Here is a 12,284-nt window from a genome sequence, read left to right as displayed (position 1 = left end):
TCATAGCGTACAGTGTATTTGCACTGTACGCTATAACTCTCCGATCATGAAAATCCATACTAGAGTGCTGATCTTCATCAGCTGCTTGCTGATGCTGAGCGCCGGTTTTCTTCCGTTGTGGCATATTTTACTGGATGCGCCGCAATATCCGGAAGGCCTGGAAATGAAGATCTGGCTGAACGGTCTGTCTGGCAACGTTGCGCAGATCAACGGCCTCAATCATTATATCGGCATGAAGTTCATTTCGGTTGATGACTTTAAAGAATTTAAGATCCTGCCCTTTGTTTTTGGCGGGTTGACACTGCTCGGCTTTGCCGCGGCTCTTGCCAAAAGCCGCAAGCTATTGTGGGCCTGGTTCATTGGTTTATGCCTGTTTGCTATCGTTGGTTTCGGTGATTTCTATATGTGGGAATATAATTACGGCCACCGGCTAAATCCGCATGCAGCTATAAAAGTGGAGGGTATGAATTACCAACCCCCGCTTTTTGGCTATAAGCAACTGCTCAATTTCACGGCGGGTTCATTACCTGATACCGGGGGCATCCTGGCAGGATTAGGCGGGCTGCTCATCGTCGCCGCACTTTTTTATAAACCGCAACTATCATCAAACAAAATCAAATGAAAACGTTGAAAATAGTAATACTGCTTTTGTGCGGTCTTTTGGCCGCCTGCAGTCACGCGCCAGAACCGATCCGCTATGGTAAGGACGCCTGTTCGCATTGTAAAATGACGATTATGGATAAACGCTTCGCTGCGGAACTGATCAACGCAAAAGGCAAAATATTCAAATTTGACGCGGCAGAATGTATGGCCGCATTTTTAAAGGAAAATCCCGCCGTTGCTGGTGATGTCAAAAGCGTCTTTTTGGTTAATGATTTTACCAAGCCGGGACAATTTACAGACGCCCGTAAATCCTTCTTTCTCCGGGATAGCTCGCTCTCCTCACCTATGGGCGGGAATCTGGCGGCTTTCATATCCCGGTCAGCGGCAGAAGGGGCAAAAAAGGACAGATCAGCGCAGGTATTTGGCTGGCTACAGCTGCTAAGCAGTAATAAATAATGAGATCACTTATCGTTAAAATAGGTTTGCTTTTTATAATGCCCTTGCCGGCATGGGCCAACACCATCATCGTGGCTCCCGGAACGAACGTAGCTACCATTAAACTGGCGGTGACTATTGCAAGAAACGGCGATACAATACGCGTAAAGAAAGGAACCTACATTTCCCTAAATACGCTCATTGACAAAGAACTGACTATTTTAGGCGAGGGCAGGCCTGTGCTGGATGCGCGTTTCCAGGAGGAAGTTCTGACGATCACTTCAGGCCATGTAAAATTGGACGGTTTTGTGATCAAAAATTCCAAGACGGGTTCCATGCGCGATTTTGCGGGTATCCGGCTTAGCAATGTGGAATTCGTCACCATCAGTAACAATACCCTAATCAATAACTTTTTTGGGATTTATTTATCCAACTGTAAACATATCCGGGTCGTGAATAACCACGTCACCGGTTCCAACAACATCGAGAACTCCGGTAACGGCATCCACTTATGGAAATGTAAGGAAATACTGCTCAACGGAAATTACGTAACCAGGCACCGGGATGGCATCTATTTCGAATTCGCCAAAAAGTGCCTGATCGAAAATAATTTCAGCGAAAAGAATATCCGTTACGGCCTGCATTTTATGTTCTCTGATGATGACACTTATCGTCACAACACCTTTAAAAACAATGGCTCCGGCGTCTCGGTGATGTATACCCGGCGTATAGCCATGTTGGATAACACGTTCATCGAAAACTGGGGTAGCTCCATCTATGGTGTATTGCTCAAAGAGATCACCGATGCGCGGATCGAAGGCAATCATTTTATCCGGAACACTACCGGCATCTATATGGAAAACTCTGACCGCATCACGGTTACCCATAATGACTTTATTTCCAATGGCTGGGCCATGCGGGTACTGGCCAGCTGTAATAAAGACCATTTTACCCAAAACAACTATAAAGGAAATTCTTTTGATGTTACCACCAACGGGACGTTAAAAGAAATCTATTTCAATGATAACTATTGGGACAAATACGAAGGCTATGATCTGAATAGGGATGGTACCGGGGATATTCCCTACCGCCCGATTAGCCTGTACGCGCAGATCATCGAACAGAACCCGCAGAGCGTTATGCTCATGCGCAGTTTTATCGTTAACCTGATCGACAAGGTTGAACGCGCTATTCCTTCCATCACGCCTGAATCTGTTAAAGACAACAAACCCAAAATGAAACCATGGAAAAGATAATTGCGGTTGACGGACTTAAAAAGTCATTTGGGCGGCTGGAAGTACTCAAAAATGTGAGTTGCGATTTTGCACGGGGCGGGGTGGTGTCTATCCTCGGACCCAATGCTTCAGGAAAAACAACGCTGATCAAATCGATCTTAGGCATGGTGATCCCGGATAGCGGCAACATCCTGTTCAAGGGCAATTCCATCCTGAATACCTTCGATTATAAAAAACACATCGGGTATATGCCGCAAATCGGGCATTACCCGGACAACATGAAGATCGGCCAGCTTTTTAAAATGGTGATGGATATCCGGGAGCAGGACGCCGTTGACACCGATCTGCTGAAAGCTTACCAGCTGGAAAGTATGTACCAAAAGACCATGCGTACCTTATCGGGGGGAACGCTTCAGAAAGTAAGTGCGGCTTTGGCATTTATGTTTGACCCTGATGTACTGATACTGGATGAACCATCTGCCGGCCTTGATCCGCTGGCCGCTGAAGCGCTGAAAGAAAAGATCCTGGAAGAAAAATCGAAGGGGAAGCTTGTCCTTGTAACTTCCCATATCCTGAGTGAAGCCGACGAAATATCCGATCAAATTTTGTATCTTTTTGAAGGGCAGATCAAATTTTATAAAACGTTAGCGGATCTGAAACAGGAGACCGGAGAGCAGAAATTAAGCAGGGCTTTAACCAAAATTTTAAGTACACCATCATGTTAAAGATCGCCAAATATATTATCCTGGATATTGTACGAAGCAAAGTACTGCTGGCGTATACACTCTTATTACTCGCTATCAGCCTGACCATTTTTATGTCCGACGCGGATGTGACCAAGGGACTGGTAAGTATTACCACCGTCATCCTGATCATTGTCCCACTGGTAAGCATCGTTTATGCCACTACGTATTATTTCAACGCAGCAGAGTTTACCGAAATGCTGGTATCCCAGCCGATCAGCCGGCGCGCTATTTTACTGGGGAAATTCATTGGCATAAGCAGCTCTATCTTGCTCGCTTTTATCATTGGTGTTTGTATCCCGGTTGCCCTTTTTGCCTTTTCACTTACCGGCATAACGCTCATGGTATCCGGCTGCCTGCTTACCTTAAGCTTTATATCACTGGCTTTTTTGACGTCTACAATCACCCGGGATAAAGCCAAAGGCATCGGCCTTGCCTTGATGCTCTGGTTTTATTTCTCAATCATATTTGACGGGCTGGTTTTACTGTTCCTGACGCTGTTTGCCGACTATCCGCTGGAGAAGGTGATGATCGTGTTGACGGCATTAAACCCCATCGATCTTGCGCGGATACTGATCCTCCTGCAATTGGATATTTCTGCTTTAATGGGTTATACCGGCGCGCTGTACCAGCAATTTTTTGGCAGCGGTATAGGGATCGTGTTTTCGCTGTTGATGCAACTGGTCTGGACCCTGGTTCCTCTGCTTTTTGCGCTTAAAATATTTAAAAAGAAGGATCTATAATGAAAAAATTAATCACTGTTATTGTGTTTACCCTCGCTTTTTCTACTCTTCATGCAGCGGGCCACTATCAGCATGAAAAAGCTTTCGAGGAATTAGTGCTGAATAATGGCACCAAGTGGAAGATTGACCAAGCTACCGGTAATAATGTTGACCGCCTCCAGCAGATCGTCAAAAAAGTCAATGGCCATAAGCTAGCTGACTATCGCCCTGCCGGCACCGCGCTGCAGGCAGGGATAAATCAAATGATCAAAGAATGCCGGATGAAAGGGCCGGATCACCTGGCCCTGCATAAATGGCTGGAACCGCTGATGGAACAGGTTACTCAGCTTAACCGCGCAACAAGTGCAGCAGCGGCCAAAAAGCATTTCAACGAAGTGAAAAAGCGCTTACAGCTATTCAATCAATATTTCCGGGCATAAACCTATTCAAACGATTAACAGCATAGCTTTTGACCGTCTCGATGCTCCCGTAAACAAAGATCAATTACAGTAAGCTCCATTATGAATTGGGCCCGGCGATAGAAGCCTGCTAACCAAAAATAAAAAAAATGGGATGAAGCACGTCCGCGGATGGAAAGCAGACCCTCCCTGATAGATCAGAAAAATTTTTACACTGGGTTCGTCATTTTGCGAAATTGAGGATTGCTTTTTTCTTTTAACAAATTATCCTATCATTACTAAACGAAATAAAAGCAGAAGTTAATGAACAAACCCCAGAAAGGTTGTAACCTCGAAAAATGTTTTCTATGCAGTAACACGGTACCTGAATGGCGCGAGACCATCAACCTTCATAAACAAAACCTGAAATTCAAAAAAGGCGAAGTGATATTTAGCGAAGGGCAACCGGTCAAGGGTATTTATTTCGTTTATTCCGGGATTGCAAAAGTTCAAAAAAAATGGAGCGATAAAGAGCTTATCATCAAGTTTGCTGCCGATGGCGCCATCCTGGGGCATCGCGGACTGGGCAGCAAAATGGTCTATGGCGTGTCTGCCACAGCGGTCGAGCCCCTGATGGTTTGTTTCGTGGATATTAAATTCTTTGAGGCCTCGTTAAAAACCAATAGCGACCTGAGCTATAAACTCATGGTCCTTTTTGCCGAAGAGCTTGACATCTCTGAACGCCGAATGCGCGATCTGGCGCATATGCCGGTAAAAGGGCGGGTAGCTCAGTCCCTGCTTTCGCTGGAGGAGCAGTTTGGCAAAGATCTGAATGGGAATATCAATTTAACACTTTCCCGACAGGATCTTGCTGCATTTTCTGCCTCAACCTATGAAACCGTATTCCGCGTAATCATGGACCTGACAAAAGATAGTATCATAGCAGTCGCGGGAAAACAGATCAGGATAATTGAGCGCCAGAAACTGATTGCATTAACGGCCGGTAATCCACTATGATCCGGTGCTGCGTTGCATTATAGCGGGTTACCGTGTTCTCGCCGAGCTTGTCGTTTATGATAGTGAAACGGGCAAAGAATTATTCAGCGCATCAATGTCCCGTGACGTGGACGACCTGTACTGGGATGCCGGGACTAACCCAATCTATATCAGTGGCGGCGGGCGCAACGGTTCCGGAACCGGGTTTGTTTCTAATCGCCGCAAGAGGGGGGGGCAAAAAGCGGAATTATTGGTCTATAAAATAAATGAATAATTATTAGAAGCTTTGTATTGGGGCGTTCAATCACATTTTCATTCCGGCCATGTTTTCATTTCCGTTTTTAAATATGGACTCGCTGTTTAACAAATAAGCGCCGTTAGTAACCACGATGTCACCACTTTTTAATCCGGAAAGAACGGGAACGTAAGATTGATTTCCCAAGCCAACTGATACCATTTTAGCCGAAAAACTGCCATCCGGATTTTTGACCCAAACTTTGCTGCCTATGCCATCCGTTAATACTGCCGAAGCCGGTACAGCCAATAAACGGTCCTTGCCATTTGCAATCGAAATATAGGCCAGCATCCCGGGCCGTACCAATCCTTGCGGGTTAGGGATACTCACTCGCACGAGGTCCACCTTCGACGCATCTGACAGTTCAGGATTAACAAATTCTACTTTCCCTTGAACCGCCAGGCCGCCAAGGTCGGGGAAGGATACCCTTACGCGGTCGTTCTCTTTATAGTTCACCGATTCACCGCCGTAAAGCTGGGCTTGTACCCACAGGCTGCTTAGCGCCTGGATTTTTAATATCGGCATCCCTTCGGTAACATAATCACCTTCGTGTATGGCTATTTCGCTAACCGTTCCGCTAACCTTGCTTAAAACGGTTGTTGTTGCCGATACTTTACCCGAAGCAGTTAAGCCCCTGATCTGTGCCGGTGACAGTCCCCACAACCTGAGCTTGTTTTCGGCAGCGTTAATCAGTTGCAGGTAATCAACATCCGGGTTATGCAGTATTTTTTGTTGCTGTTTAGCCAGTAAATATTCTTTTTCGGCTTCCTGCAGATCATCGCTATAAATAGCATAAACTGGCTGACCTACGGCTACCTTTTCACCAATTGTACGCACAAATAATTGCTGTACCCGCCCGGCTACCCTGGCGCTTAGTTCTTCTGCTTTATTATCATCGGTAGTTACTGTTCCGCTCAATGTTTTTTCGGTACCGGTATTTTCTTCGCGGACAGTATCTGTTTCTATGGCTGCAAGCTGGAGCTGCGTAGCAGTTAGTGTTATTCTATCCGAAGCAATAGGATGATCGCCCGTTAGTTCAACCTTGATCAATTTCATGCCACAGATAGGGCAATTGCCCTGATGCTCCTCATGAACTTGCGGATGCATGGAACAGGTATAATAGGCTTTCTCACTCTTTGTAAAGGCCAATGCCTGCGGTTTTTGTTTACACGCGGCAAACAAAAAGCTTAGCAGTATGATAAGAGCGGCATATTTTATAAATGGCTTATTCATGGCTTTTTATTTTAATAAAACTTTCGCTGTCTGTTAAGTATTGAGCATTGGATGCCAAGCTATCTGTTGCAGCTACCCCTTTGGTAATATTGATCTCGTTACCGGCCGTCGCACCTGTACTAACCGGATGAGCATGATAGGAGGCACCATTTTTTAACCAAACAATTTGTGTCTGTCCCAAATTAACCAGAGCCGATCGTGGTATCCATAAGCCCTTGGTTTTTCCCGATTCTATTTCGGCTTTTATCAGGCTGTTTACCTTCAGCTCGTGGTCCATATTATCAAGGTAAACGCGAACGCTTGTCGTTCTATCCCCATCCTGCAAAACCGGTTCAATAAAGTTCACTTTTCCCTGGATCACCTTGCCTGGCACATCGGGCAGGGTAATTTTAACCTGTTGATTTAACCTGGTAGCTGAAATGGAGGAGCGATCAATTTTGATGATGGCCCAAAGCCTATGCGGATCAACTACATTAAAAAGAGTTTGCCCTTTTTCTACATACATCCCTTCTTTAACGGCCAGTGGCAGGTTTTTTGTAAAATTTACAGTTGTTTTTGCTTCAGGAGTACCTGCCATCTGGCTATGCGCCACATCGTGCACATGGCCGTTGTAAGGGCTGTAAACCGGCAGGCTGTAAAAAGGTTTCCCCGTTTTAATTACCTGCGCAATTTGAGCGGCGGTCATTCCCAGCAACAATAGTTTTTGCCTGGCTGCATTGAGCAGGGCAGTTTCCTGTGATGAGTTTTTGCTGATAAAGATCAGGTCCTGCTGAGCTGTAACCATCTCCGGACTGTAGATATCAAAAATACGCTGGCCGGCGTGAATTTCCTGGAAAGCATATTTAATATATAACTTCTCAATACGGCCGGAAAAACGAGATGCGATATTATTGAAAGTTCGCGCATCAAAATCCAGGTAACCTTGTGCTGATATAGTTTGAGCTACTTCCTTTTGTTCGGGAACAATAGCATTAACATTGGATAGCACAGCGGAATTTACAGGTTGTAAAACCGTATTTAAACTAATGCCTGCACCTTCGCTTGCCTGGCCCGATTTCTTAACAAGCGTCATACCGCAAATAGGGCAACTACCCGGCTGATCCTCTAATATCTGCGGGTGCATCGGGCAGGTGTATTGCACCGCACTTTTAGCGACTGTTCCTACGGATGCCGGTTTGGGGTTGGAGCAAGCATTGACAAGCACCAGGATGCCAAGCATTGCTACCAGGGATATTTTAATTTCTTTCATTTTCTTTTTCATAAGCTACCTGTAAGGTTAATAGTTCCTGAAAGCGGTCGAGGGCCGACATTCTTGCCATTTGTAAATCCTTAATACCATTCAGCACCGACGCCAGATCGCCGGTATTCTGGTCATAAGCCTGTAAAGCGGTTTTATAACTGTTCTGCAAAGCGGGGATGATATTTTGTTGATAGTTATTGATTTGCCTTTTTTTACTGCTCATATCCGTTCTTAATGCGGCCAACTGGCCGGCGGCCTGGTTCAACATATCCTGTCTCTTTTGCTGCAGCTCCTGCACCTCGTATCGGATGCCTTTCAAATTGGCTTTATATTCCTTGGAAGCCCAGGGTACAATAGGTATCGAAACTGACGCCATCAGGATATATTGGTTGGCCATCCCACCATAACTAAACATGTGCCCGGCCTGTATGCCAAAATCCGGCTTACGTTTGCCGTATTCCATTTGGGCACTCAATTGCTGCAAATCAATACTCTTGCTTATTCCTTTGATATCGCTGCGGTTAACGATTAAGCTAGCCGTATCCGTTATCGCATTTGCGTAGTCTTTTAATACAATAGTTGTATCAACCGTAAAACTGGTTTGCTTGTCGCGGTTCATTAGCGTGTTTAACGCAATATTTTTCTGAATGATCTCATTATTCAGTTGTTCGCGGGTGTTGTCCAGTTCAAACCGGTCAGCTTTAGCTTTGTAAATATTGCTTAATTTTTCCTTGCCGTAAGTCAGCCGTATATTAGCATCCTTTAGCATATAGTCCAGTAGCCCCTGGGTATTTTGTAATAAAACCAGTTTCTTTTCCAGTACCACCCGCTCATAATAGTATTGTTTCGCCTGGGCGATCAGTTGATTTTTTAGGTAGTCCTTGTCCGTCGCGGTTAGTTTGGATTGGGCATTCAGATAACCTTCTTTGGCTTTAAGCTTAGCCGGGTTGATAAACATTTGCTCCGCCTGTATCATAAACGAACCGCCGTTTGGATTCAGTTGATAAGGTACCTGGTACTGCCCGGCGCTTACCTTTGGCGCGTCTAAACTTTTGGCACCTGAGGCGTAAGCGTCCTGTGCATGCGCTTTGGCATCATAGGCCTGCAGTGCCGGATTAATGGCAACTTTAGCTAAAACGCTATCCAGGGGCAGGCGCTGCGCTTTTGCAAAAAAAGCCGCCAGCATCAATGCGGTCAATATGATTAGATATTTTTTCATTATTCCTTTACCTCCAATACTTCCAGTTTGCCATATTTTTTTAACTCATGTTCTTTAACCATCAAAAAGATCAGGGGAGTAACCAGTAAAATATGCGTGGATGATGTTAATACCCCGCCGATCATCGGTAACACAATTGGCAGCATGACGTCGCTGCCCGTACCGGTGGACCAAAGGATAGGGACCAGGCCGAATAGGGCGACACAAACAGTCATCAGCTTCGGCCTTAACCGTTTTACAGCGCCATTCATCACGTATTCGCGCAGTTCCGCCCGTGAGATCGTATTTTTTGAATTCCCTTTAAGTGCAACCAATTGCTGCATCGCGTCGTTCAGATAGATCACCATCACTATTCCCGTTTCCACCGCAATGCCAAACAGGGCTATAAAACCTACCGCTACTGCAACAGACAAGTGAACACCGAAAAAGTATACCATATAAGCGCCGCCGATCAAAGCAAACGGGATGGAGATCAGGCTGAAAAATGCTTCGCGGATGGAATGGAAGGCAAAATATAAACAGGCGAAAATGATGACCAATACTATCGGCAAAACCAGTTTTAAGGTATGCTCCGCACGGATCAGGTTTTCATACTGGCCGCTCCATTCAATGTAATAGCCCCTGGGCAAGGTTTTTACCATCGTAGTCAACCTGTCTTGTGCTTCTTTTACCGTGCTGCCCAAATCCCGGTCGCGCACGTTAAATAATACTGTTCCCCGCAATAGCGCGTTTTCCGACTGGATCATAGCTGGCCCGTTGCTGATCTTGATATCGGCAACTGCGGATAGCGGAATTGGACCATTATTAGCAGTTTGTACCAGGGTCTGTTTGATGGCCTCCAGGTTACTCCGGTAATCCTGCGCCAACCGGGCGTTTACACTAAAACGTTGGCGTCCCTCAACGGTCGTCGTCATGTTCATGCCACCGAGGGCGCTTTCTACTACCTCGTTCACATCATCCACACTGAGTCCGTACCGGCCAATGGCTTCCTTGTTCACTTGTATATCCAGGTATTTGCCTCCGGTAATAGGGTCAACATATAGATCTTTAACACCATTTAAACCGGTTAATGCCTGCTTCATTTGGTTGGCTAAGGTGTTAATAGTGTCAAGACTCTGCCCGTAGACCTTTAATCCGACATCGGTACGGATACCTGTGGATAACATATTGATACGGTTAATGATCGGTTGTGTCCACCCGTTTACCACGCCGGGAATTTGTAGTTTGGCATTGAGTTCATTAATGATATCTTCTTTTTTAAGCCCTTTGCGCCATTCATCTTTCGGTTTTAACAAGATGATGGTTTCCGTCATACTGACAGGCGAGTTATCAGTCGCGGTACTGGCACGCCCGGCTTTACCCAAAACGCTTTTAACTTCAGGCACGCTTTTGATGATCTTATCCTGTACCTGTAACAACTGTTTGGCCTGAGCATTAGAAACATCAGGTTGGGTTACCGGCATAAACAGAATGGTTCCCTCATCGAGCGGCGGCATAAATTCCGTCCCTAAACTGAGCATCAAGGGGATGCTGACCAATAAAGCAAGGATATTAATGCCGATAGTTGTTTTGCGCCAGGTCATGCACCAGTTTAATAACGGGTGATAAACTTTTTCCAACCCCCGGTTCAACGGGTTACGGTTATCTGTCCGTAATTTTCCTCTGAGGAAAAAGGAAATGAGTACCGGCGCAAGCGTTACTGCAAGTATGGCATCGATAGCAAGGATAAAAGATTTCGTCCAGGCCAATGGCCCGAATAATTTCCCTTCCTGGCCTTCCAGTAAAAATACCGGGAGGAAAGATGCGACAATAATCAGCGTAGAGAAAAATACGCCACGGCCAACCTGCTTGCACGATGCCTCTATAATTTTGATTCTTTCTGCTGTGTTCATGATCTTTCTTTTTCCTGGGCAATGGCTAAATTGCGATGCGAGTTTTCTACCATTACGATACCGTTATCTACGATTACCCCGATAGCCAGGGCGATACCGGTCAGCGACATGATATTAGAACTGATGCCAAACGCATTAAGTAATATAAAACTGGTGGCTATGGTGACGGGGATCTGGATAATAATGCTCAAAGCGCTGCGCCAGCTAAACAGAAACAGGATGACGATGATCGATACAGTGATCATCTCTTCGATCAGTGTATGCTTAACCGAGTTAACCGCGCTTTCGATCAGTTCGCTGCGATCATAAGCCATGTTGAAGCTGACACCGGCGGGCAAACCTTTTTGGATCTCAGCCATCTTATCCTTTACGGCGTGGATTACTTTATCGGCATTTTCCCCATAACGCATCACTACGATTCCACCAACCGCTTCGCCGTTTCCGTCACGGTCAAAGATGCCAAGCCGTTCATCTCCTCCCATCTGTACGGCAGCAATGTCTTTGATCTTCACCGGTATGGTATTGTTCACACCAACCGGGATATTTTCGACGTCGTTCAGGCTTTTGATATAACCCAGCCCGCGAACGATATAGCCGGTGCCGTTCATTTCGAACTTGCGCCCGCCTACATCATTATTATTGCTTTTAACGGCTTTTAACACTTGCGATAAGGGAATATTGTAGTAGTTGAGTTTATGTGGATCGATGGTTACCTGGTATTGCTTTTCAAAGCCACCGAAGGAAGCAACCTCGCTCACACCAGGCACTGTTTGCAAACCGAGTTTAACATACCAGTCCTGCAAAGCCCGCTGTTCGCCCAGATCCATGTTTTTTACATCGAGCGTATACCACAGGATATGGCCTACGCCGGTACCATCCGGACCCAAAGTGGGTGTTATGCCCTGTGGTAATAAACGCTGCGCATAGTTAAGCCGCTCCAATACCCGGCTGCGTGCCCAATAGATATCTGCCTTATCCTCAAAAACGATATAGACGAAGCTCATCCCGAACATGGAAGTCGCGCGGATGGCTTTTACTTTCGGTATGCCCTGCAGGTTACTTACCAAAGGGTAGGTCACCTGGTCTTCCATGATCTGCGGGCTGCGGCCCTGCCATTCGGTAAATACGATCACCTGGTTATCCGAAAGGTCGGGAATAGCATCAATAGGGTTCTCCCTCACCGAGTAAGCGCCCCAGGCAAACAGGGCAATGGCAACTAGTAAAATAATGTACCTGTTTTTTAATGACAGGGTGATCAATTGATTAATCATCT

The 12,284-nt window shown here is 45.8% G+C and carries 12 protein-coding genes; 7 read left to right on the top strand and 5 right to left on the bottom strand.

Annotation, left to right across the window (positions count from 1 at the left end; all coding sequences use genetic code 11):
* The first annotated feature begins 46 nt into the window (after positions 1-46).
* The 7 genes from LJ658_RS16700 (at position 47) to LJ658_RS16670 (ending at position 5,153) form a co-directional block, all read left to right on the top strand.
* Positions 47-622: a hypothetical protein gene (locus LJ658_RS16700; RefSeq protein ID WP_230547679.1), complete on the top strand. Its 576-nt coding sequence runs from the start codon at positions 47-49 to the stop codon at positions 620-622.
* A complete protein-coding gene (locus tag LJ658_RS16695; RefSeq protein ID WP_255670518.1) occupies positions 619-1,059 on the top strand; it encodes a nitrous oxide reductase accessory protein NosL in 441 nt (146 codons plus the stop codon). The genes LJ658_RS16700 and LJ658_RS16695 overlap by 4 nt, the downstream gene beginning before the upstream one ends.
* A complete protein-coding gene (locus LJ658_RS16690) occupies positions 1,059-2,294 on the top strand; it encodes a nitrous oxide reductase family maturation protein NosD (protein ID WP_230547677.1) in 1,236 nt (411 codons plus the stop codon). The genes LJ658_RS16695 and LJ658_RS16690 overlap by 1 nt, the downstream gene beginning before the upstream one ends.
* The gene (locus tag LJ658_RS16685; protein ID WP_230547676.1) at positions 2,282-2,998 is read left to right on the top strand and encodes an ABC transporter ATP-binding protein; all 717 of its coding nucleotides are present in this window, start codon (positions 2,282-2,284) and stop codon (positions 2,996-2,998) included. The genes LJ658_RS16690 and LJ658_RS16685 overlap by 13 nt, the downstream gene beginning before the upstream one ends.
* Positions 2,992-3,759 carry an ABC transporter permease subunit gene (locus LJ658_RS16680; protein WP_230547675.1) on the top strand — a complete coding sequence of 256 codons (768 nt, stop codon included), beginning with the start codon at positions 2,992-2,994 and terminating at the stop codon, positions 3,757-3,759. Before LJ658_RS16685 ends, LJ658_RS16680 begins: the two co-directional genes overlap by 7 nt.
* Positions 3,759-4,178: a hypothetical protein gene (locus LJ658_RS16675; RefSeq protein ID WP_230547674.1), complete on the top strand. Its 420-nt coding sequence runs from the start codon at positions 3,759-3,761 to the stop codon at positions 4,176-4,178. Before LJ658_RS16680 ends, LJ658_RS16675 begins: the two co-directional genes overlap by 1 nt.
* Positions 4,179-4,460: 282 nt before the next feature.
* Entirely contained in the window at positions 4,461-5,153 is a 693-nt protein-coding gene (locus LJ658_RS16670; protein ID WP_230547673.1) for a Crp/Fnr family transcriptional regulator, read from the top strand.
* Between the two features lie 283 nt (positions 5,154-5,436).
* Here LJ658_RS16670 and LJ658_RS16665 read toward each other — a convergent pair whose 3' ends face one another.
* The 5 genes from LJ658_RS16665 to LJ658_RS20465 are packed head-to-tail and all read right to left on the bottom strand — an operon-like array spanning position 5,437 to position 12,282.
* Positions 5,437-6,660: an efflux RND transporter periplasmic adaptor subunit gene (locus LJ658_RS16665; RefSeq protein WP_230547672.1), complete on the bottom strand. Its 1,224-nt coding sequence runs from the start codon at positions 6,658-6,660 to the stop codon at positions 5,437-5,439.
* Positions 6,653-7,921: an efflux RND transporter periplasmic adaptor subunit gene (locus LJ658_RS16660; protein ID WP_230547671.1), complete on the bottom strand. Its 1,269-nt coding sequence runs from the start codon at positions 7,919-7,921 to the stop codon at positions 6,653-6,655. Before LJ658_RS16660 ends, LJ658_RS16665 begins: the two co-directional genes overlap by 8 nt.
* Positions 7,896-9,119 (bottom strand): TolC family protein, encoded by a 1,224-nt coding sequence (locus tag LJ658_RS16655; protein ID WP_230547670.1) that lies wholly within the window; start codon positions 9,117-9,119, stop codon positions 7,896-7,898. The genes LJ658_RS16660 and LJ658_RS16655 overlap by 26 nt, the downstream gene beginning before the upstream one ends.
* On the bottom strand, positions 9,119-11,011 hold the full coding sequence (locus LJ658_RS20470; RefSeq protein ID WP_255670517.1) for an efflux RND transporter permease subunit: 1,893 nt from the start codon (positions 11,009-11,011) through the stop codon (positions 9,119-9,121). Before LJ658_RS20470 ends, LJ658_RS16655 begins: the two co-directional genes overlap by 1 nt.
* Entirely contained in the window at positions 11,008-12,282 is a 1,275-nt protein-coding gene (locus LJ658_RS20465; RefSeq protein WP_255670516.1) for an efflux RND transporter permease subunit, read from the bottom strand. Before LJ658_RS20465 ends, LJ658_RS20470 begins: the two co-directional genes overlap by 4 nt.
* Between the last annotated feature and the right edge of the window lie 2 nt (positions 12,283-12,284).

Origin of the sequence: Mucilaginibacter sp. UR6-11, from assembly GCF_020880695.1 — a bacterium.
Taxonomy (GTDB): Bacteria; Bacteroidota; Bacteroidia; order Sphingobacteriales; family Sphingobacteriaceae; genus Mucilaginibacter.
This window is presented reverse-complemented; position numbering and strand designations above follow the sequence as displayed.